The 21,242-nt window shown below is 70.1% G+C and carries 19 protein-coding genes, 1 tRNA gene and 3 pseudogenes; 12 read left to right on the top strand and 11 right to left on the bottom strand.

The genetic code is table 11. The features are described 5' to 3' along the window. The first annotated feature begins 156 nt into the window (after nt 1-156). Nucleotides 157-2,121 (top strand): helix-turn-helix domain-containing protein, encoded by a 1,965-nt coding sequence (locus OG858_RS38925; RefSeq protein ID WP_328543975.1) that lies wholly within the window; start codon nt 157-159, stop codon nt 2,119-2,121. 153 nt (nt 2,122-2,274) lie between these two features. Beyond that, on the top strand, nt 2,275-3,108 hold the full coding sequence (locus OG858_RS38920) for a class II glutamine amidotransferase (RefSeq protein WP_086746950.1): 834 nt from the start codon (nt 2,275-2,277) through the stop codon (nt 3,106-3,108). A gap of 138 nt (nt 3,109-3,246) precedes the next feature. Here the strand turns inward: OG858_RS38920 and OG858_RS48330 are convergent. After that, nucleotides 3,247-3,840: pseudogene (locus OG858_RS48330) on the bottom strand (hypothetical protein); the annotation flags it as partial. On the opposite strand from OG858_RS48330, the gene OG858_RS38910 reads away from it, so the two are divergent. The 3 genes and pseudogenes from OG858_RS38910 to OG858_RS38900 all read left to right on the top strand — a co-directional run bounded on the left by OG858_RS38910 (nt 3,839) and on the right by OG858_RS38900 (nt 5,809). Further along, the gene (locus OG858_RS38910; RefSeq protein WP_086746949.1) at nt 3,839-5,095 is read left to right on the top strand and encodes an esterase/lipase family protein; all 1,257 of its coding nucleotides are present in this window, start codon (nt 3,839-3,841) and stop codon (nt 5,093-5,095) included. The pseudogene OG858_RS48330 and the gene OG858_RS38910 sit on opposite strands and share 2 nt — an antisense overlap. Nucleotides 5,096-5,432: 337 nt before the next feature. Beyond that, nucleotides 5,433-5,579 (top strand): annotated as a pseudogene (locus OG858_RS38905) (hypothetical protein); the annotation flags it as partial. Then, the gene (locus OG858_RS38900) at nt 5,576-5,809 is read left to right on the top strand and encodes a hypothetical protein (RefSeq protein ID WP_086746948.1); all 234 of its coding nucleotides are present in this window, start codon (nt 5,576-5,578) and stop codon (nt 5,807-5,809) included. The pseudogene OG858_RS38905 and the gene OG858_RS38900, both read left to right, overlap by 4 nt. 147 nt (nt 5,810-5,956) lie before the next feature. On the opposite strand, the gene OG858_RS38895 is transcribed toward OG858_RS38900, so the two are convergent. Next, on the bottom strand, nt 5,957-7,045 hold the full coding sequence (locus OG858_RS38895; RefSeq protein ID WP_319065748.1) for an alkene reductase: 1,089 nt from the start codon (nt 7,043-7,045) through the stop codon (nt 5,957-5,959). 330 nt (nt 7,046-7,375) lie between these two features. Beyond that, nucleotides 7,376-8,722, bottom strand: a complete 1,347-nt coding sequence (locus tag OG858_RS38890) for an aldehyde dehydrogenase family protein (RefSeq protein ID WP_328543976.1) — start codon at nt 8,720-8,722, stop codon at nt 7,376-7,378. Nucleotides 8,723-8,895: 173 nt separating this feature from the next. Between OG858_RS38890 and OG858_RS38885 the strand changes: the two genes are divergently transcribed. Both OG858_RS38885 and OG858_RS48325 read left to right on the top strand, forming a co-directional pair. Beyond that, the gene (locus OG858_RS38885; RefSeq protein ID WP_086746946.1) at nt 8,896-9,816 is read left to right on the top strand and encodes a helix-turn-helix transcriptional regulator; all 921 of its coding nucleotides are present in this window, start codon (nt 8,896-8,898) and stop codon (nt 9,814-9,816) included. Between the two features lie 772 nt (nt 9,817-10,588). Beyond that, nucleotides 10,589-10,729: a hypothetical protein gene (locus OG858_RS48325; protein WP_408059456.1), complete on the top strand. Its 141-nt coding sequence runs from the start codon at nt 10,589-10,591 to the stop codon at nt 10,727-10,729. A gap of 120 nt (nt 10,730-10,849) precedes the next feature. Here OG858_RS48325 and OG858_RS38880 read toward each other — a convergent pair. Then, nucleotides 10,850-10,923, bottom strand: a tRNA-Pro gene (locus OG858_RS38880). A 100-nt stretch (nt 10,924-11,023) separates the two neighbouring features. Here OG858_RS38880 and OG858_RS38875 point away from each other — a divergent pair. Together OG858_RS38875 and OG858_RS38870 are read left to right on the top strand one after the other, a co-directional pair. After that, on the top strand, nt 11,024-11,578 hold the full coding sequence (locus tag OG858_RS38875; protein ID WP_328543977.1) for a DUF309 domain-containing protein: 555 nt from the start codon (nt 11,024-11,026) through the stop codon (nt 11,576-11,578). Nucleotides 11,579-11,649: 71 nt separating this feature from the next. Further along, a pseudogene (locus OG858_RS38870) lies at nt 11,650-11,965 on the top strand (MFS transporter); the annotation flags it as partial. Between the two features lie 141 nt (nt 11,966-12,106). Here OG858_RS38870 and OG858_RS38865 read toward each other — a convergent pair. After that, nucleotides 12,107-12,880, bottom strand: coding sequence for a sulfite exporter TauE/SafE family protein (locus tag OG858_RS38865; RefSeq protein ID WP_086754377.1), 774 nt, complete (start codon nt 12,878-12,880; stop codon nt 12,107-12,109). A 226-nt stretch (nt 12,881-13,106) separates the two neighbouring features. Between OG858_RS38865 and OG858_RS38860 the strand changes: the two genes are divergently transcribed. The 3 genes from OG858_RS38860 to OG858_RS38850 are packed head-to-tail and all read left to right on the top strand — an operon-like array spanning nt 13,107 to nt 14,741. Further along, nucleotides 13,107-13,916: an alpha/beta hydrolase gene (locus OG858_RS38860; RefSeq protein ID WP_086754201.1), complete on the top strand. Its 810-nt coding sequence runs from the start codon at nt 13,107-13,109 to the stop codon at nt 13,914-13,916. A 53-nt stretch (nt 13,917-13,969) separates the two neighbouring features. Next, nucleotides 13,970-14,245 carry a WhiB family transcriptional regulator gene (locus OG858_RS38855; protein WP_179201490.1) on the top strand — a complete coding sequence of 92 codons (276 nt, stop codon included), beginning with the start codon at nt 13,970-13,972 and terminating at the stop codon, nt 14,243-14,245. A gap of 13 nt (nt 14,246-14,258) precedes the next feature. Beyond that, a complete protein-coding gene (locus tag OG858_RS38850) occupies nt 14,259-14,741 on the top strand; it encodes a Dps family protein (protein ID WP_086754197.1) in 483 nt (160 codons plus the stop codon). Between the two features lie 267 nt (nt 14,742-15,008). Here OG858_RS38850 and OG858_RS38845 read toward each other — a convergent pair whose 3' ends face one another. The 6 genes from OG858_RS38845 to OG858_RS38820 form a co-directional block, all read right to left on the bottom strand. After that, nucleotides 15,009-16,370, bottom strand: a complete 1,362-nt coding sequence (locus tag OG858_RS38845; protein WP_319065755.1) for an amidohydrolase family protein — start codon at nt 16,368-16,370, stop codon at nt 15,009-15,011. Between the two features lie 46 nt (nt 16,371-16,416). After that, nucleotides 16,417-16,545, bottom strand: a complete 129-nt coding sequence (locus OG858_RS38840; protein ID WP_327725351.1) for a hypothetical protein — start codon at nt 16,543-16,545, stop codon at nt 16,417-16,419. A gap of 112 nt (nt 16,546-16,657) precedes the next feature. After that, nucleotides 16,658-18,004: an NtaA/DmoA family FMN-dependent monooxygenase gene (locus OG858_RS38835; RefSeq protein WP_319065759.1), complete on the bottom strand. Its 1,347-nt coding sequence runs from the start codon at nt 18,002-18,004 to the stop codon at nt 16,658-16,660. Nucleotides 18,005-18,025: 21 nt separating this feature from the next. After that, entirely contained in the window at nt 18,026-19,297 is a 1,272-nt protein-coding gene (locus OG858_RS38830) for an LLM class flavin-dependent oxidoreductase (protein WP_319065761.1), read from the bottom strand. 14 nt (nt 19,298-19,311) lie between these two features. Next, nucleotides 19,312-20,136, bottom strand: a complete 825-nt coding sequence (locus OG858_RS38825) for a GNAT family N-acetyltransferase (protein WP_408059455.1) — start codon at nt 20,134-20,136, stop codon at nt 19,312-19,314. A 58-nt stretch (nt 20,137-20,194) separates the two neighbouring features. After that, complete coding sequence (locus OG858_RS38820) at nt 20,195-21,223, bottom strand: ABC transporter substrate-binding protein (RefSeq protein WP_327745384.1); 1,029 nt, start codon at nt 21,221-21,223, stop codon at nt 20,195-20,197. Nucleotides 21,224-21,242 lie beyond the last annotated feature (19 nt).

Raw genomic sequence — 21,242 nt, 5'->3', positions numbered from 1 at the left:
AAGAGACAGTGCGTACGGTTTGCCGGACGGGAGTCGTACGGGGCCGGGGCCGCGTCCGTTCAAGTGGACGGGGGGACGGGCTCACCGCCCGCCCGCCCACCGGGCTCCGGGGTGGTTGTTGCGCCTTCAACCTCGCCGGGTACGGTGAGTGGTGTCGTGACCACCGCGGAACACCTCCCCGTCCACCCTGCCCTGGCGTCGCTGCGCAGGGCCCGTGAGTTGTTCCTCGAAGGGCGCGAACTGCCGGACGGTGTACCGGAGGAGATCGTCGCCGCCTGGAGGCGTGCCCGGTTCTTCGGCCTGCGACACGACGTGCCGGACTCCGCGCCCGACGCGCCCGGCAAGGCCGCCGACACGCCACGCCATACCGTACGACCGGACGAGTCCGCCCTGCTGGCCGCGGCCCGGCCGGTGCTCGAACGGCTCGCCCCCGCCGTGGGTACCGGACGGACCGCGCTCCTGCTGACCGACGAACGACTGCGGGTGCTGTGGGCGACCGGGTGCGCGCCCGGCGATCCCTGTTGCGAGGATCTCTCCGAACAGGTGGTCGGCAACAACAGCGCGGCGCTCGCGCTGCGCACCCGGCGCCGCGCCGAGGTGCACGGCCCGGAACACTTCCTCGATCTGTGGCAGGACGTGTCCGCGGTCAGCGTGCCCGTGCTCGCGCCGGAGACCGGGCGGACCGTGGGCACGGTGACGGTCACCTCGGGGCTCTGCGCCGAGTGCGCTCCGCATCCGTGGGCCTCCCTCGCCGAGGCCGCGGCGGGTGCCGTCGAGGCGGCACTCCTGGCCCGGTCGCAGCCGGCCGAGCGGGTCCTGTTGGACGCGTACCTGCGGGCGGCTCGGGAGCAGGGGCAGGCGGTCGTCGCCCTCGACGGCCGCAACCGTCTCGTGAGCGAGGCCGCGGGGCGCTTGCTGTCACCCGAGGGGTTGGAGGCGCTGGAACGAGGCGTGGCCGCGCTGCTGCGGGACGCGAACGGCGGGGAAAGGTCCGAGGGTGTGGGCTTCCCGGGTACGACGGAGCCCGAAGCGGCGCTCACAGCGGTGCCCGAAGCCCTCTCGGAAACGTCCGGACCCGAGCCCGAAGCCTCGCCCGCAGCCCCCTCGGAGACGACCGCTCCCGATCCCGAAGCAGCGGCCGTGACTGGCGTGACCGGCGTGGCTGGCATGACCGGCGTGGCTGGCGTGACCGGCGTGACCACAGACTCGTATCGTATGCGGCTCCCGGACGGTGTGCGGTGTTCCGCGACGGTCGTCCCGGTGGTGCACCGGGGGTCGGTCATCGGCGCGGTGGCCGTGCTGGAGCCGCTGGGAGCAGACGCCGCCGTGCCGCTCGGGCGAGGTCTCGTGGCGCTCGCCGGGCACTCGGTGCCGTGGCGGCACGCGGTGGGCCGCGCGACGGAGCTGGCCCGGTCGCCCGAACCACTGCTGCTTGTCGGCGAACGCGGCACCGGAAAGACCGCGCTCGCACACGAACTGGCCCCGGAGCTGCTGGTCGTCGACGCGGCGGAGGCCGAACCCGGCCTCCTGATCGACGAGTTGGCGGAAGGCCACGCCCTCCTCATCCGCCATGTCGAGCGGCTCGCGCAACCCGACACCGCGACGCTCAACTCCCTCCTCGAAACGCACCCGGGCGTGCCCCTGCTGGTCACCTACACTCCCGGACCACCACCGGGCCCCTGCCTCCAGCGGCTCCTGGACACCCTGGCCGCCCGTTCGGTCACCCTCCCCGCGCTGCGTGAACGGCCGGAGGACATAAGGGAGTTGCTGACCGCCCTCGCTCCGAAGCCGGCCCCCGGACAGCCCCCGCTCACCTGGACACTGGACGCCCTGCGCGCACTGGAGCAGCATCCGTGGCCCGGCAATGTCACCGAACTCGTCCACGTCGTACGGGCGTTGGCCGAACAGCGGCGTGCGTCCGGGCCCGTGCGACGCGCCGAGCTGCCGGACGCCGTCCGCGAGGGTCCCGCGGCGCGGCGCCTCAGCCCCATGGAGCACGCCGAACGCTCCGCCATCCTGGAGGCCCTCCGCCGCAACGGGGGCAACAAGGCCCGCACGGCGGCGTCCCTGGGCATCGCCCGTGCCACGCTGTACCGCAAACTCCGGGGATATCGGGGCTGAACCGTCCCCGTCCTCCGGCCCCCGTCCGACACACCGACGCGTGCCCGCGCGGACTCCGGCCGGGGGCGCCGTGTGGCGATCAACGGGCGGTCGCACGACCATGGGAATGGCCGGTTCGCCCCTACGGCTCGTTTGCCAGGAAGGTGGTAACCGATGTGCCGGTGGCTCGCCTACTCGGGAACGCCCGTCCTGCTCGACACAATCCTCTACAGGCCGGCGCACTCCCTGATCGACCAGAGTCTGCACTCCCGGCTGGGCGTCGAGACCACCAACGGTGACGGGTTCGGCATCGGCTGGTACTCGCCGGACCTGGAGACCCCCGCGGTCTTCCGCGACATCGGCCCGGCCTGGAACAACCGCAATCTGCGGGAGATCGCCGACCACGTCCGCTCCCCGCTGTTCTTCGCCCACATCCGGGCCTCGACCGGTACCGCCGTGCAGCAGACCAACAGCCACCCGTTCCGCCACGGCCGCTGGATGTGGATGCACAACGGCGCGATCGCCGACTTCCACCTGATCCGGCGGGACCTCTCCCTGGCCGTCGCCCCGGAGCTCTTCGCCGACATCGAAGGACAGACGGACTCCGAGCTGATGTTCTACCTGGCGCTCACGCTCGGCCTGGAAGAGGACCCTCCGGGCGCGGTCGCGCGGATGGCTGGCCTGGTGGAGCGGACGGGTCACGAGCACGGGGTGGAGTTCCCGCTGCAGATGACGATCGCCGTGACGGACGGGGAGGCGCTGTGGGCCTTCCGCTATTCCAGCCAGAAGCAGTCACGCTCGCTGTTCTACAGCACGCGGGTGGAGACGCTGCGCTCGCTCCACCCCGACCTGGCGTTCCTGCGGGAGGTCTCCGACGAGACCCGCCTCGTCGTCTCCGAACCCCTGGGCGATCTGCCCGGCGCCTGGAACGAGGTCCCCGAGAGCAGCTACGGCGTGGTCCGGCCCGGAGCGGACGAGCTGTGTCCCTTCGCCCCGCAACCCGTGTAGGGCACGGAGCCGATGCGGAGCACGGCGAAGGGGCCGCTTCGGATCGCCGAAGTCGTCGGCCAGGAAGCGCGGCGGGCGCTGGGTGACCCAGGTCATCTGGGTGTCGTGCGCTAGGTCGGCGGCGATCCGGGCGCCGGAGTTGCCGCCCCCGACGACGATCACACGGCGTCCGGCGAAATCCTGCGGACGCGCGTACTCGACGGTGTGCAGTCGGCGTTCCTCGGAGGCGGCGCGGCCGGGGTAGTCGCCGTGTGCGAGCGGCGTGGCGTCCGGGTCGTGGCGGCACGCTCCGGCGGGCACACCGTGCGGCACGAGGTTGTCCTGGCCGACCGCACCGGCACAACGGACGGGAACCGATCCCGGGAGGTGTTGACCGCGCTCCGCCCTGTGGTCGTAGGACTGGACGGTTCCGCCGAGAGCCTCGCCGCCGTGCCTCCTCGCCCGAACCTCCTCCTTTCGCAGTAAGGCGCCCTTCGAGGTCGCGGCGCGGGTCTGTGCTGTCCGACACACCTCCTGTCCGGCGCCCCCGCCACGTTGACGCCTCTGCCTCGTCAGGGCGGCGTTCTGACTGGAGCGCCCGCGTGCGACAGGCGCACGAGAGGGCGCGAATAGGGCCGTTTCATGTCCAGGAGGGTGATATTGCCGAATTCGGGTGGGATGGGGATGTACGCGTCGGGACGATGGCTGTGTTCGGCATGACCGGCCGCGACACAAAGGGAGACGTCGAAGCATGTCCAAGCCTGTCGTCAATATCTGGGGTACTCCTCCGGGGTCTGAGCTCGCCGCAGTGGAGTCCGCCCCCTGGGGCGCCAAGTGGGATCTCCGCACCACGACCACCAGCGGAACCGCCTGGGTCTTCTACAGGTCACCCGGTGAGAAGGTCCTCAGGCGGCCGGTGATCCTCGCCGACGGCTTCGCTCCGGAAGGAACCAACGTCGACAACCTGTACGACGGCCTGGAGAACGGGGAGTACCCGTTCATCTCCACGCTGCGCCAGGCCGGTTTCGACGTCATTCTGCTGGGCTTCGCCGACCGCACCGCGTCCGTCCTCGACAACGCCGAGGTCGCGATCCAGTGCATCATGCAGACGATCGGCGAGCGCGAAGGCGAGCACCCGCTGACGGTGGGCGGCTTCAGCATGGGAGGCCTGGTCACCCGCTACGCCCTGGCCAAGCTGGAGCGGCAGAAGATGCGGCACGAGACCGCCACCTACTTCTCCTACGACACCCCGCACCGCGGCGCGTGGCTGCCCCTGGGCGTCCAGGCGTTCGCCCACTACGTGAAGGCCCACTGGGGAGGCGTAGGCAAGCCGCTCTACAACCTCTACTCCGACCTGATCAACAGCCCCGCCGCACGGGAGATGCTGCGCTGGCACATCGCAACCGGGACCAACACCACTCTCGACGTCGCCGCCGGCCAGGACCAGGCACGGACCGACTTCCTGGACGCACTGGAACGGATGGGCGAGTGGCCCCAGATCCCCCGCCTGCTCGGCGTCGCCAACGGAACGGGCACCGGAGCCGGAAACAGCATCCCCGCCGACAGCCCCGCGATGGACACCCCCGGACCGAAGGTGGCCGCGCAGCTGCGTACCCAGGGCCAGGGAAGCAAGACCGTCGCCCGGATGCGGGAACTGGACCAGGCCGAGGTCTCGATCAACACCACCGGCTTCCCCGAACTCGACGGCGCCCCAGGTGGTCTCTTCCCCGAGCTCCTCGGGGGCGCTTCCAACTTCGGCGTGGCCAACATGCTGGCCAACCTTCTCAACGGCGCGCCGACGCAACCCGCGCACAACGCCTCCACCTTCGTCCCCACCATCAGCGCCGTCGCCGTCGCTGACATCGACAACCACGACGCCCTCTACAGCAAGATCGATCCCGACTACAGCCACCTCCACGACTTCCGCTGCGCCACCACCAACGAAGGCCACACCGTCGTGACCCGAGAACTCGGAGAGTGGATCGTGAACAAGCTCAAGGACGCGTAACCACCAGCCGGGACGCGCATACGCAGCCAGAAGGGGTCTGCGGCCTGACGGCCGCAGACCCCTTCTGCGCACCGGCGCCGCCGCAGGCTTGCCGTCGACCTTGATCACGCGCGGTGAGAACTGCAGCAGTCAGTCTGCGCCGGTGACCGAGCCCGGGATCACGGACACCAGGCATCCGCCTCCTGGTGGGCTTCGGTGAGTTCGACGGTCTCCGTCTTCGTCCACGGCAGTGTCTGATCGTCGGAACCCTCCGTCGCCGCGTGGTACATGACCCGCGTCGTCCCTTCACCTCTCAGGCAGATACGGATGAACGTGCTCAGCTGGGTGACCGAGTTTGATGCTCGGACTGGACGCGGTGCCGGCCAAGGTGGAGGCGCTGCGGTCGAAGGCGAAACGCCCGGTCGCGCGGGGCTGGCTGGCCGAGCGGCAGCCGGGCCGGTTCACCCTCTCCCGGGGCCCGGCCGGGCAAGGCGCCGCGTCATGAGCAGGGTCGGCAAGGCGGAGGTCCCGGTGACCATCGCCAACCACGACTCGAAGTCGAGGAGCTACATCATCGTGGTCAATTTCAAGGACCGGTCGGGCAACCTGGCCGACGTGGTCGTCCTCGACGTCCCCGAGGTCGCCGCAGGCCAGACCTCCAAGGCCACGGCTCGGAGCAACCGGGACCTGACCGGCACGGTGACCACCGAGGTCCGCGACGCATTGCGGTACTGAGGCAGCTGCTGGTTCTCCAAGGTGATCCGCCGGGCGTGCCAGGCGGCGAGTGCCGCCACCAGGCACATAGGTCAGGACCAGAGGGACTTCGGTGGCCTGACACGCCGCGTCTTGCCTCCGCACTCGCCGGCGATGACCCTTTTCAGTTCACGCGCTGTCGGCGGGCAGCGTCGGGTAGTCGGTGTAGCCGCGGTGGTCGCCGCCGTAGAAGGTGGCCGCGTCGGGGCTGTTGTAGGGGCCGCCGGCTGTGAGGCGGGCGGGCAGGTCCGGGTTGGCCAGGAACAGCGCGCCGAAGGCGATGATGTCCGCGGTGCCGTCCGCGATGTGGGCGAGTGCGCCGGGGCCGGTGGTCTCGGGGTGGGTGAAGGGGTTGAGGATGAACACCGTCGGCCAGTCCTTGCGCAGCCGGGCGGTCAGGTCGCGGTCCGGGCTCTCGACCAGGTGCAGGTAGGCGAGGTCCAGCGGGGCGAGTCCGGCGATCAGGGTGGTGTAGGTCTCCAGCACGTTGGCCGGGTCGGTCTCGGCGATGTCGTTGTAGGGGTTGCCGGGAGAGATACGGAAGCCGGTCCGGTGGCCGCCGATCGCCTCCGCGACGGCCGTGGCGACCTCGATCCCGAAGCGGGCCCGGTCCGCGGCGCCGCCTCCCCAGTTGTCGGTGCGCAGATTGGTGTTGGGGGCGAGGAACTGGTGGATCAGGTAGCCGTTCGCCCCGTGGATCTCCACGCCGTCGAAACCGGCGGCTATCGCGTTGCGCGCGGCGTCGGCGTAGTCGGCGATCGTCTGGGCGATGTCGTCCTGATCCAGTTCGTTCGGCGTGACGTAGTCCTGGGGGCCCTGGTAGGTGAACACCTGGCCCGCCGCCGCGACGGAGGAGGGGGCGACGGGGAGGAGTCCGTCGGGCAGCAGGCTGGGGTGGCTGATCCGGCCGGTGTGCATGAGCTGCGCGAAGATCGTGCCGCCCTGGGCGTGGACGGCTTCGGTCACCTTCCGCCAGGCGTCGACCTGCTGGGCGGAGTGCAGGCCGGGGGTGTTGGTGTAGCCCTGGCCGCCGGCCGACGGTTGGATGCCCTCGGTGATGATCAGGCCGGCGCTCGCGCGCTGGGCGTAATAGGTGGCCATCAGCTCCGTCGCCGTGGCCGCGGGAGCATCCGCGCGGCTGCGGGTCATCGGTGCCATGGCGATGCGGTTGGCGAGCGTCTTGCCGCTCAGGTCGATCGGGTCGAACGCGGTGGTCATGGCAGCTTCCTTCGAAGAATGGGTCGGGTGGAAGAGACAGGCGGCGGCCTGGGCCTGGCGGGGTGCCGGGGACCAGGACCTCAGCAGTCCTCACCTCAACTGGTCAGAGGCACTTGCTGCGTTGCCGATCGTCAGTCGCGCAGCCTGCTTCGGGAGAGCGCGGGCCTGGGGCCCTTCTGATGGATCTCCGTGGGAGAAGGAGCGTCGTTCGGTGCGTGTCCTCGGCGTGCCGGGCGGAAGACCTCGTACTGGACGTACTCGGGCTTTCGCCCGGGGCGGCGAGAGGGCGTGCCGGGCGTCGCGACGCCGTGGAGATCCGCCAGGAGGGCCCTAGTTGAGAGGGACGTCCGCGACGGCCTTGAGGTGGCTGAACGTCTCGAGGGAGTACCGGCCGTGGTATCGGCCCATGCCGCTTTCGCCGACGCCACCGAAAGGCAGGCCGGGCATGAGCAGTTGCATCACCGGCTGGCCCCAGGCGATGCCGCCGGAGGACGTCTCGTTCACGAGGCGCGACTTGGTGGCCTCGGAGGTGGTGAAGGCGTAGAGGGCGAGGGGCTTGTCGCGTTCGTTGATGAAGGCGATGGCGGCATCGAGGTCTTCGACTTCGACGACGGCGAGGATCGGACCGAAGATCTCTTCCTGCATGACCGGCGATGCGGGGTCGACATCGGTGAGCACGGTCGGTGCGATGAACAGGTCGTCACGGTCGTGCCGGCCTCCCACCGCCGCCCGGCCGGAGTCCAGCAGACGGGTGAGCCGGTCGAAGTGCCGCTCGTTGATGATCCGACCGTAGTCGGCTGCGGTCTGCGGAGTGGGGCCGAACTGGGCGTCGACCGCCGCGCGGAGGGCGGGGACGAGCGCGGCGGCGGTGGCAGGATCGGCCAGTATGTAGTCGGGGGCTATGCACTGCTGCCCCGCGTTGCCGAACTTGGCGCCGACCAGCCGCTTCGCGGTCTCGTCCACGTCGGCGTCCGGCGCCACGAAGACCGGCGACTTGCCCCCGAGTTCGAGCGTGACCGGGGTGAGGTTCTTGGCGGCTGCGGCCATGACGATCCGGCCGACCGTGCCATTACCCGTGTAGAAGATCTGGTCGAAACGCTGCGCCAGGAGGGCCGTGGTCTCCTCGGCTCCCCCCTCGACCACGGTGAGCACATCGGCGTCGAAGTACTCGCGCAGGAGGCGTGAAGCGACCGCCGAGGTGTGCACCGACATCTCGCTCGGCTTGGCCACCACGGTGTTCCCGGCTGCCAGCGCGCCGATGATGGGGTCGATGAGAAGGTGCAGCGGAAAATTCCACGGAGCGATGACCAGAACGACGCCGAGCGGGTCGTACGTGGTGTAGGCCGTGGTCGTGGGACCGAAGTGGGCGGGAACCTCCACCGGGCGAGGCTGAAGCCAGCTCTCGAGATTCGCCAGTGCCTCGTCGATGTCGGCGACGGTGAAGTCGATCTCCTGCATTTTCGCCTCGGCGGCGTTCTTCCTCAGATCCGCCCAGAGGGCTTCGATCAGTTCCTGCTCGTTCTCGACCAGCAGTGCCCGCAGCCGCTGCAGCTGGTCGACGCGCCAGTCCAATGGGCGGGTGACACCGGTGTTGAACTTCGCACGAAGGCGGCCCACCACCTCCGCAGCCGTCTCGCTCTGGTGCGTCCTCGACTCGATCCCCTGTGTTGCGCTCATGGGATGTACTCCGTTCTTGATCCAGGCCACGCCCTGGCCGTTTTCCAGCCGGGCACAGTGGCCAGCGTGCTGGACGATCCGGCATCCACCCAGGTCACGGCTTTGCGTACGCGCGCGGTGCCTACCACTGGTTGGGTCAGGCTGGTGTGCGTGCGACCGTGGATACTCGAGACATGGACGAATACCCCGAACCGGTGCACGAGCTGGCCGCCGGCGCTCTGGACCCGCGTGCCGAGCTCAGTGAGTTCCTGCGCACCCGACGCGCCCGGCTGAAGCCGGAAGACGTGGGACTGCCGGACTACGGGCGGTACCGGCGGGTACCGGGGCTGCGCCGCGAGGAGCTCGCGCAGCTGGCCGGGGTGTCCGTGGCGTACTACACACGCCTGGAGCAGGGCAACGGACGGCACGTGTCGCCGGAGGTCCTCGACGCCATCGCCCGCGCCCTCAGGCTGAGCGACGCCGAGCACGCCCACCTCACACACCTGGCGAAGCCGAAACAGAAGAAGAAGCCGGCCGGCCGCGCCCAGCAGGTGCGGGGCCCCCTGCGGACGCTGCTGGACACCATGGACGGCGTTCCCGCGATCCTCGTGGGGCGGCGCTCGGACATCCTCGTCTGGAACCGGATGGCCGCGGCGGTCTTCGGCGACTGGGCCGAGCTGCCGGCCAGGGAGCAGAACTGGGCACGGCTGGTGTTCCTGAAGCCCGAGTACCGCGACCTGTTCATGGACTGGGAGCACAAAGCCAGCGACGTCGTCTCACAACTGCGCATGGACGCCGGCTCCCATCCCGACGACCCCCGACTGTCCGCGCTGGTGGGCGAACTCTCCGTGAAGAGCGAGGAGTTCCGGCGGCTGTGGGCCACCCACGACGTCAAGGAGAAGTGCCACGGCATCCAGCGCCTGCATCACCCGCTCGTCGGCGAACTCGATCTCCGCCTCGAGTCGTTCCACCAGGCCGACGCCCACGAACAGATGTTGGTGACCTACCACGCCGAACCGAACTCCCCGTCGGCGGAGGCTCTGCGACTGCTGGCCAGCTGGGGCGCGGATGCCACCCGGGCGGGAACGGGCACGTCGTCGGCACGCACGGCTTGATGAACTCCCCTTGATGCCGCCGCTGCGCACGGCGTCGTTTTCGAGGACCTGCTGGCGGATGGGCCTCCTCGTACAGAGCGAGGGTGTGGTGCGGGTCGGTGTTCTCCTTCCGTAGCCGGCTCAGGTTGGCAGGCCTCCGGCGATGGTGCCTCCTGGCCGGCGGGCATGAAATGCACCAGCAAACCGGTGATCGACATGACGCTGGACGATGTCCGTGGACAGGCCAGCGGCGCATCCCGCGAAGCGCGTACCCGGGCCGCTCGGAATGCACCTGCACGCCCACCGTGGGACGAGGCCGAGGCGAAGGCCTTTGTCGAGGCGAGCAAGGGCCACAGGCTCTTTGGCCCGATGCTTCTCACCCTTATTGCCGAGCGTCCCGCAGAAGTCTGTGGCGCACGGTGGCGTGAGGACGTTGACCTTCACGGATCGGGGACTCTTGCCGTTGGCAATACCCGCATAATTGTCTACGACCGAAGCCGGGAGCGAGGCCTACGGAACAAGGTCGTCGAGAAGCAGCCCAAGACCCAAAACGGCAAGCGAGTCCTTCCGCTGCCCAAGCCCGTTCATAGCGCGCTCGTGGTGCTCCGCGCCCTCCAGGCGAAGAGAAGGAGCAGGCGGGCGAGGCCTACGCGGACTCCGGCTATGTCGGCGTCGATGAGCTGGGCCGTCCGTTCAAGACGGACAAGCCACGACGCGAAGCGCAGAAGCCGATGGAGGCAGCAGGAGTGCGCCGGGTGCGTCTGTACGCGCGCGCCATGCGTGCCTGTCCTGGATGGCCAACAACGGGGTGCCTGACACGGTGGTCTCAGCCTGGGCCGGACACAGCGACCTGTCGTTCACCGGGCGCGTCTACCTGCCCCCTGACCCGCAGAGTCTCAAGGCAAGGCTCGGAGAAGCCAGGCAAGCTGCTTGACTGGGGAAGATCATCCCAGTTGGTGAGAGATTGTGAGACGAGAGCCCGGAAATGATCAAGGGCCTCGTCTCACGTCATGTGATCCAAGGCCCTGACCTGCTACGACAGTCCATCAAACTGTCGGGACGACAGGATTTGAACCTGCGACCCCTTGACCCCCAGTCAAGTGCGCTACCAAGCTGCGCCACGTCCCGGTGCGCTGTCCGCGGTGAACCGCGTGATCGCGCAGTGAGAACTTTACCGTACGTCCGGCCCTCGCCCCGCAGCCGGCGAGCGGCGGGGGACAATCGAGGGATGAGCGGGACAGCGGATGACGGGACGACGTGGGGGCGGGACCGGGACGAGGAGGGGCGGGCGCGGAGCGCGCGGCCCCGGGACGGGCTGGGCCGCCCCCTGCCGTACGGGGCGCCGGGTGTGCAACGGCAGCCCGAGGGGGTGGTGCGGGCCCCCGAGGAGACGGTCGTCGAGGCGCAGGCGCTGCTGGACGCGGGAAAGCCGTTCCATGCGCACGAGGTCTTCGAGGACGCCTGGAAGTCGGGGCCGGACGAGGAGCGCCCGCTGTGGCGGGGGCTGGCCCAGCTCGCGGTGGGCCTCACGCACTCTGCACGCGGGAACGTCAAGGGTGGGGCACTGCTGCTGCGGCGCGGGGCCGGGGCCGTCGAGGAGTGGGGGGCCGGGAGCCGACGGCGGCAGCCCTACGGTGTCGATCTGGCCGGGGTGGGGGCCTGGGCGCGGCGGCTGGCCGACGTCGTGGAGCGGGAGGGACGGGCGGTGGACGCGGAGGCCTGCGCTCCCCGGTTGCGCGGGGACCAGGCCGGGCATGCGACGGCCCGTTCCGGACAGCGGTAGACACGCAGGGGCGCGCGTCGGCGCGCCGTGACGCACAACGCGATGTCGACTTTGTGACGATCACGCCGGGGATGCCGCCGGTGGCCCTCGACCGGACGATCGTGGAGACGGCGCTGCGACGATCGTGTCGGACCTGGGCGGTGCGGAGCACATGACGTGGGTCGTGACGGCGTATCTGCCGACGGAGACGGTGTCGACGGCCCTGGTGGGGAAGTCGGGCGACCTGTTCGGCCAGAAGGTCGTTCTCCAGGTGTCGGCGGTCGTCTTCATCACGGGCTCGTTCCTGTGCGGCCTCGCCTCGGACATGACGCCGCGATCGTGTGGCGGGCCTTGCAGGGCGTGGGCACGGGCGGGCTCATGGTCACCGCGATGGCGCTGATCGCGGATTGCGGAACAGCCGCGTCGGCAGCATCGGTTCCGCGCGGGCCGACCACCGTCGCCACCATCGCCGAGCGCCCGCCACGGGAGGACCTGACCCAAGGGCTGTCCCCGCGGGCACCGGAACCGACGTCCTCCGGGGCGGGGGCGTCATCGGAGAAGTAGTTGCAGGCCGCCCACGATCGTCGCCGCGATCACCAACTGTTCGAACAGCTTCTGGTTGATGCGGTTGACCGCCCACTTGCCGAGGAAGGCGCCCGGCACGACGAACAGGGCGAGTGCGGCGTCCAGCAGCAGGGAGTGCCCGTCGATGAGGCCGAGACCCACACTGAAGGGGACCTTGGAGACGTTGACGATGAGGAAGAAGAAGGCCGAGGTGCCCAGGAAGCCGAGCTTCCGGAAGCCCGCCGAGAGCAGGTACATGGACATCACGGGGCCGCCTGCGTTGGCGACCATGGTGGTGAAGCCGCCGAGGACGCCGTACGAGCGGGCCTTCACACGGCCGGCGCGGGTGGTGATCGCGTCGGGTTCGTCGTCCTTGTCGACCGTGCGGCGGCGCCAGATCGTGACGGCCGTCATCAGCAGCAGGATCGCGCCGATGGAGGTCCGGACGATCTGGTCGTCGGCCCAGATCAGGAACAGCGTGCCGAGGACCACGCCGGCACCGACGGCCGGGAAGAGTTTCCACAGGGTGGGCCAGTGGGCGTGCCTGCGGTAGGTGAGTACGGCGAGGACGTCCCCGACGATGAGGATCGGCAGGAGGACGCCGGTCGAGGCGCGGGCGGGCAGGACCGCCGCGAAGATCGCGAGGCTGACCGTGTTGGCACCGCTCACGGCTGTCTTCGAGAAGCCGACGAGTACTGCGGCGAAGGCGAGGACCGCGAACTCGGCCACGGACAGGTGCCAGAGAGTCATGGTGTTCATGCGGGGTCCGATGCTATGCGCACCTGTCGGCGCGCGACAGGACCGTCTCGCCAGTTGGCCCTGCCACCTTCCGATCCTGACTCCCCAGGCCCCGACTGCGCCCGGTTCGATCTTCCGCGCCCCCGCCGCCGCCCGGTTCGGCTTTCGCCCCGGTCGGCCCATGGACCAACGTCCGACGGGCTGGCAAGATCCCCCGGGTACCTTCACCGACGTAGTTGGAGGAGTCATGGCCGACTCGCGCGAGCACAGCTTCGCCGGTACGCGGGGCGGTGTCACCGCACGGGAATGGCCGTGCGAGGGGGCGCGTTACGTCGTGCTCCTGGTGCACGGCTACGGGGAGCACATCGGCCGGTACGAACATGTGGCCGACGCCCTGGTACGGCACGGTGCGGCGGTGTTCGGGCCCGATCACATGGGGCACGGCAGGTCGGCGGGCGAGCGGGTGCTGATCGAGGACTTCGAGGCCGTGGTCACCGATGTGCACACCGTGGAGGTGCTGGCCAGGGCCGCGTATCCGGGTCTGCCGGTGGTGCTGATCGGCCATTCCATGGGCGGTCTGATCGCCGCGCGGTACGCCCAGCAGTACGGCGCGGGGCTCGCCGCGGTCGTGCTGTCCGGGCCTCTGATCGGCATCTGGGAGCCGCTGAGGGCACTGCTCGCGCCGCCGGAGGTGCCCGACGTGCCGCTCGATCCGAAGATACTCTCGCGGGACATGGCGGTCGGTGCCGCGTACGCGAACGATCCGCTGGTGTGGCACGGCCCGTTCAAGCGGCCGACGCTGGAGGCCATCGACCGCTCCCTGGAGACGATCTCGAAGAGCGGGTCCATCGGTTCGCTTCCGCTGCTGTGGCTGCACGGCGACGACGACCGGATCGTGCCGCTGCCCGGCAGCCGTACGGGGATCGAGGAGCTCCGCGGCGCCGAGTGGAGCGAGCGCGTCTATCCCGGCGCCCGGCACGAGGTGTTCAACGAGACGAACAGGGGCGAAGTGCTCGCGGACGTCAAGGAGTTCGTGGACGGCGTGCTGGGGCGCTGAGCTGCTGCTTCACGCCGCGTTTTCGCTTGTGCGACCTGGGCACCCGGACCCGCATGGAGTGGTTGCGGAGAGCGGCCTGCGTGGGAGAGGACCCCGAACTGTTCTTCCCCGTGGGCACTACAGGGCCGGCGATCGACGACGTCGCCACCGCCAAGCGTGTCTGCGCCCGCTGCCCGGTGCGCCGCGAGTGCCTCAACTGGGCGCTCGGCAACGGGCAGACGGCCGGCGTGTGGGGCGGCATGGGCGAGGAGGAGCGCACCGAACTGCTCCGCAGGGCCGGGAGCGCCGACGCCGCCCGGCACGAAGCGTTCGCCGGCACGATGCGATGAGGAGCAACGAGCAATGACGATGGTGAGGAGCACCCTTCCCGAGCCCGCCCGCCGGATCGCGGGCGAGGCGCTGCAGGAGAGCCTGGTGGATCTGCTGGGACTCTCGCTGATCGGGAAGCAGGCCCACTGGAACATCGTGGGACCGAGGTTCCGTTCGATCCACCTCCAGCTCGACGAGGTGGTGTCCACGGCACGGTCGTTCGCCGATCAGGTCGCCGAACGCGCGGCGGCTCTCGGGGTCGCCCCGGACGGACGGCCCGAGACCGTGGCGGCACGGTTCGCCCTGCAGGGGCCGAAGGACGGCTGGCTGCGGGACACCGAGGTCGTACGGCTGCTGGTGGCGGCGCTGGAGACGGCGATCGGACGGTTGCGCGAGCGTATCGACGCCACGGAGGAGGCCGACAAGGTCACGCAGGACCTGCTGATCTCCATCACCTACGAGTTGGAGAAGCAGCGCTGGATGTTCGAGGCCGAGAACTGGCCGCGCGAGGACTGACAGCGCGGCAGGCGGGCGGCGCCTGCGCAGCAGCCGCCCCCGTCGACGTTCGGGAACCCCGCGTCGACCGAGCGGTCGCCGGAGGATGTGCAAGCTCGCCCCGTCGCGTGGACGTGGGCGTCGGCCCTGCCGTGGGACCGTGGTTCGCAGACGGCCGAGCGGGTGTGCGCGGCGCCTTCCGTCTCGCCGACGACCTCGCGCCGCCGGAACCCCCCGCTGTCGTACGGCGGTCGGGGGTCTCGGCGGCCCGGCGTATCACAGGGTGCGTCATGCTTCCGGCTTCCTCGCCGCCACGGCCGCCAGCAGCCGGTCACGTGACTCCTCGACCAGGCGGCGGGCCCGGCCGACGTCCGCGAGCAGCCTGCCGTCGCGCTTGCGGACCACGCCGTCCACGATGACCGTCTCCACGTTGGAGACGTCCGCGCCGAGGGTCACGGCGGCCGCCGCGTCGTGCACGGGCGCCATGTTGAGGGCGGTCGCGTCGAGTGCGACGATGTCGGCCCGCTTGCCGGGGGTGAGGGAGCCGGTACGGTCCTCCACGCCGGCCACGTGAGCCCCGTTGAGCGTGGCGATCTCCAGCATCCGACGTGCCGTCAGCATCGTCTTCGGCACGGGCAGGTTGGCCTGCCAGCAGTCGGCGTTGACCCGTGCCCGTTCGGCGGCGAAGGCGGCCCGGATCTGGGTGAACATGTCGCCGGGCACGGTGGTGACGACGTCGATGCTCAGGGACGGCCGCAGCCCGTGTTCGATCGCCTGCATCACGGGCGGCCAGCCGTGGCCCATCTGGGTCTCCACCTGGGCGGCGATGGACACGGTGCCGCCGCTGTCGGCCACCATCCGCCACTCGTCCTCGCTGAGGTGGCAGCAGTGGACGTACGTCGTGTCGGGGCCGAGCAGGCCCAGCTCGTGCAACTGCCTGACCATGCCGAAGCGTCCGGCCAGGCGGCCCATGGCGACGTGCACGGTGATCGGGATGCCCAGTTCGCGGGCGAGGCCCCATTCCCGGGTGACGACGTCGTCGGCGCAGAAGCCGGGGCCGCGCGTGGCCAGCGCCATGGTGAGCAGGCCGTCGTCGGAGGCGAAGTACCGGTCACGGACTCGGCGTACGTCGTCACCGGGTACCGCGATCTTGCTGTCGAACCAGTAGTCGGCGAGTGAGGTGTTGGCGCTGCCGTACGCGTACTGGGCGCGGATGCCGGTCTCCGTCAGCGCCCGGACCGCGGCGTCCGGGTGCTCGGGTGTGTTGTTGATGTGTGACCAGTCGACGAGGGTGGTGATGCCCGCGTTGAGGCACTCCAGGGTGCCGGCCAGGTTGCCGGCGTACACGTCCTCGGGGGTGTAGACGGGTGCGAAGGTGTCGAGGACGTCCACGAAGTAGTCGTCGAGGGTGGCGTCGGGGGCGCAGCCGCGGATCGACGCCTCCCAGGTGTGGCGGTGGGTGTCGACGAAGCCGGGGATGACGATGCGGCCGGTCATGTCGAGCACCTCGGCGTCCACGTCCGCTTCGATCTCGCGTTCGACCGCCGTGATCGTGCCGTCCTCGATGAGGACGTCGCCCTCGGGCAGGTCACCGATGGCCGGATCCATCGAGACGACATGGCCCGAGCGCAGGAGCATCCGTTTGGTCATCGCCGTTCCTCCCAGAGGTGGGTCCGCGTGAAAAACTGACGGGCAGTCAGTATGCGACGCGGTCGCGGACCGTCCTCGTGACCCGGCCGACACCGACGACGACCCGCTCCTTAGGGGCGCGGCCGAACGACAGCGGCACGCACTCCCCCGCCACCCGCCGGACGGGCGTGTCCATCGGCCCGCAGCCCTCGTCGGCGACGACCGGGACTGGGGTTCCTTCCGCCCCGGCCGCCGGATACGGGTTCGGCTGCCCGCAGCTGCGTGCCGCGGCGGACGACCACCTGCGGCTAGGACAGTGCTTCCAGTCCCAGGTGGTCGCGGAGGGTCGTGCCCTCGTAGTCCGCGCGGAAGACACCCCGTTCCTGGAGCAGCGGTACGACCTTGTCGGCGAAGGGGTCGAGGCCGGTGGGGGTGATGTGGGGGACGAGGATGAAGCCGTCGGCGGCATCCGACTGGACGTAGTCGTTGATCGTGCGGGCGACCGTCTCCGGCGAGCCGATGAAGTTCTGCCGGTTGCCGGTCTCGATGACCAGGTCGCGGATGGACCAGTTGTGGGCGGCGGCACGCTCCCGCCATTCGCGGGCGGTGGCCAGCGGGTCGCGGTACATACGGACCTGGGCGCGGCCCTTGGAGATGTGGGTGTCGCTGATGTCCGGGTCGATGTCGGGGAGCGGTCCGTCGGGGTCGAAGGAGGACAGGTCCCGGTTCCAGACGAACTCCAGATGCTTGAGTGCGGTGGCGCCGCTGACCTGCTGTCGGCGGACGTCGTGGGCGAGCTCCTCCGCCTCCTCGTCGGTATCGCCGAGAATGAAACTGGCCGCGGGCAGGATGAGCAGCTGGTCCTCGCGGCGGCCGTACGTGGCGAGACGGTTCTTGACGTCGGTGTAGAAGGCCCGACCCGCGTCCGGGCTCGCGTACCGGCTGAAGATGGCGTCGGCACCGGCGGCGGCGAACTCACGGCCCTCGTCGGAGTCGCCCGCCTGGAAGACGACCGGGCGGCCCTGCGGTGAGCGCGGGACGTTGAACCGGCCCTCGATGTCGAAGTGCTGTCCGCTGTGGACGAAGGCTCCCGCCTTGGCGTCCCGCAGGAAGACGCCCGTCTCCCGGTCGGCGACGATCTCGTCCCCGTCCCAGGAGTCGAAGAGTTCGTTCGCCGTGGCCAGGAACTCCTTGGCGCGGGAGTAGCGCTCCTCCTGCGGCAGAAAGCCGCCCCGGCGGAAGTTCTCGCCGGTGAAGGCGTCCCAGGAGGTGACGACGTTCCACGCGGCACGCCCGCCGGAGAGGTGGTCGAGGCTCGCGAACTGTCGGGCCACCTCGTACGGCTCGTTGAAGGTGGAGTTGATGGTTCCGGTGAGTCCGAGACGGTCGGTGACGGCGGCCAGCGCGGCGAGGACGGTGAAGGTGTCGGGGCGGCCGACGACATCCAGGTCGTAGATGCTGCCGCCCTGTTCGCGCAGCCGCAGGCCCTCCGCGAGGAACAGGAAGTCGAACTTGGCGCGCTCGGCCGTCCGCGCGAAGTGCGTGAAGGAGCTGAACTCGATGTGGCTACCGGCCTCCGGGGCGCTCCATACGGTGGTGTTGTTGACGCCGGGGAAGTGGGCGGCCAGGTGGATCTGCTTCAGGGGCTTGCTCATGGTGGTCGGTCTCCCTACGGCTCAGAGGGTCGCGGTCGCTGCGGCGTCGGCGTAGCGGCTGGCGGGGCGGGGCAGCCCCAGCAGGCCGCGCAGGGTCTCGGCCTCGTAGGCGCGGCGGAAGGCGTCGCGGCGCTGGAGTTCGGGCACGAGGCCGCGGGTGATCGCCGGGAGGTCGTGGCCCAGGACCGCGGGCCGCAGCCGGAATCCCGTCAGACCAGCCTCCGCCAACTCCTGCAGCAGATCCGCGAGTTGGACCGGCGTACCGGTGAAGATCCGGGCGTCACTCGTGTACGGCTCGCCCGCGAGCGTGTCGAGGCGCTCCCGCCGGGCCGCCGCCTCGGCCGGGTCGTCGTCGAGGAAGACCACCAGGTCGCCGAAGACGTGCAGCGGCTCGTCGCCACGTCCGGCGGCGCGCTGCTCCGCCCGGATCTCGGCGACGATCGCGCGTGCCCGGCCGGTGTCGTGCGGCGTGACGTAGCCGATGTCGGCCTGGCGGGCGACCAGCCGGTACGGGACGGTGTCATGGGCGAGGGCGCTCACGACGGGCTGGCCCTGCGGCGGGCGGGGGGTGATGGAGGGGCCCTTGACGCTGAAGTGGCGGCCCTCGAAGTCGATGTAGTGCAGTTTGTCGCGGTCGACGAACCGGCCGGTGGCCACGTCCCGGATCTCCGCGTCGTCCTGCCAGCTGTCCCAGAGGCGGCGCACGACCTCGACGTGGTCGGCGGCCTCGTCGAACAGTTCGGTCACCAACTCCCGGGTGTCCGGGCTGTCGTAGGCCTCGATGCGCGGGATCGTACGGCGGCCGAAGTGGGCGGCCTCGTTCGGCCGGGCGGTGATCTGTACCCGCAGGCCGGCGCGGCCGGAGCTGACGTAGTCGAGGGTGGCGATCGCCTTGGAGATGTGGAAGGGCTCGGTGTGGGTGGCCACGACGGTCGGCACGATTCCTATGTGCCGGGTGAGGGGGGCGATCCGGGCCGCGACGAGGACGGCGTCCAGCCGGCCGCGGACCTGGTCGGTGCGTTCGTCCGGGTCAAGGAGGTGCGAGGACTGCGGGCCGAGGCCGTCCTCGATGGTCACGAGGTCGAGCAGTCCGCGCTCGGCCTCGGCGACGAGGTCGGCCCAGTATCCGGCGGTGAACACCTCGCGGGGGCGAGCCACCGGCTCGCGCCAGGAGGCAGGGTGCCATCCGGTGCCGTCGAGTGCGACGGCGAGGTGCAGCGCGGACGCGGGAGAGGAGGCGGAAGCAGGGGGGACGGACGGCGTGGAGGAGGGGAAAGAGGCAGCTGGGGACACAGGTGTGCGCCTTCCTAGGAAGTTCGTACGGCCCTCTCGCGGGGCGTTGCCGGGCTTCGGACCGCCAGGATCGTGGAGCGGCGGCGCAGGGTGAAGCCGATGGACTCGTAGAGCCGGATCGCGGTGGTGTTGTCCGCGGCGGCGTGCAGGAAAGGTGTCTCGCCGCGTTCGCGGATGCCCGCGGCGACCGCGCGGACGAGCCGGGTGGCGAGGCCCCGGCCACGGTGGTCCGGGTCGGTACAGACCGCGCTGATCTCGGTCCAGCCCGGCGGGTGGATCCGCTCGCCGGCCATGGCGATCAGCCGCCCCCGGTCCCGGATGCCGAGATAGGTGCCCAGTTCGACGGTCCGCTTCAGAAAGGGGCCCGGTCGGGTGCGGGCGACCAGGTCCAGGATCTCGGGGACGTCGTCGAGCCCGAGCCGTACCGCTTCGGGCGCGGGTTCGGCCCGTAGCGCGGTGTCCACCAACTGGACACCCTGTCCGCCGCCGACCACCTCCCAGTCGTCCGGCACCTCGTGGACCGGCTTGATCCGTACGACGGTCCCCGCGCCGACGAGCGTGTGCAGGTCGGCCCAGGCGGCCGGGTCCCCAGGGTCGGCCAGGGCGGCGAAGGCGTAGGTGTCGGCCGGATAGCGGGCGGCGGCGCCGACCCGTTCGGCGAAGCGGGCGTGCGGGCCGTCGAGGGAGGCCCAGACGGCGTTGTCGAGGACGGGTATGTCGAGTGCGGCGGGGGGTGCGGCCATGTCGAGTGCGGCGAGGGGTTCGGCGGCGGGTGCGGAGGGTGCCGCAGCGGGTGCGGACGGAGTTCCGCCTCCGTGGAGGTCGGTCTGACGGGCCACTGAGGCGGAATCCCTTCCTCATTCAACGGGCTTTCTCTGCAATTGATATGACGTATCGTCAGGAATTGGTGAGGGGCAGACCTGGGGGGTTGACCTCGGACTTCTCCACGGACTCGTTGGGAAGGTTCCAGGCCTTCAGCCATGCGCCGTACTGGCCGTTGTCGATCAGGTGGTTGATGGCCTCGGCGAGAGGCTCGGCCAGACCGCTGCCCTTCTTCGCGGTCGCGGCGATCAGGCCCTGGAGGGTCTCGCCGGCCCCGGAGAACTGGCCCGCGATACGGGTCGCCTGGGGTGTGCCGGCGGTCTTGGCCGCGTGGTAGGCGAGGTTGGGGCTGGGGCCGAAGTAGGCGTCGATCTTGCCGCTGTTCAGCGCCAGGTAGATGCTGTTGCTCTCCTGGAAGTACTTGACGGTGAGGGGCTTCTTGCCCTCCTTCGCCAGCTTCGCCTTCCACTCCAGGAGGATCTTCTCCTGGTTGGTGCCGTTGCCGACGGAGACCGTCCGGCCGGCGAGGTTCTCGTAGTCGCCGTCGAAGTTCCAGTCGTTGTCCTTCTTCGTCTCGAAGGCCAGGTCGTCCTTGCGGTAGGAGGCGAACTCGTACTTCTGCTTGCGCTCCTCGGTGTCGGTGATGTTGGAGAAGCCGACGTCGACCTTGCCGCTGTCGATACCGATGAACAGGTTTTCCCAGGTCGACTGGCGCACCTCGGGTTGGAGACCGAGGACCGCGGCCACGAGTCTGCCGAGGTCGGGCTCGGAGCCGGTGAGCGTCTTCTGGTCGCTGCCGATGAAGCCGAGTGGCGGACTGCCGGACGGCAGCGTGCCCGATCCGATCACCAGCTTGCCGCTCTTCTTGATGGCGTCGGGCAGTTCGGCGCTGATGGACTTCACCTCGGAGACCTTGATCTCGGTCTCCTTGGCGGCGCCGTTGGCGAGCCGCCCGACGGTGACCGTGCCGGCGGCCTCGGTCCTCGTCGCGGCCTCGGTGTCGCCCCCGCAGGCGGCGAGCCCGGTGGCGAGGGTGGCGGCGGCGGTCGCCGCGGTGATGCCGCGCAGCAGGCTGCGCCGGGAGAACCGGGTGTGCGTGGGCATGACTGTCCTTGTCGTTCGA

Source organism: Streptomyces europaeiscabiei, from assembly GCF_036346855.1.
Lineage (GTDB): Bacteria > Actinomycetota > Actinomycetes > Streptomycetales > Streptomycetaceae > Streptomyces > Streptomyces europaeiscabiei.
The sequence above is the reverse complement of the archived record's forward strand: the minus strand, read 5'-3'. Positions and strand labels throughout refer to the sequence as shown.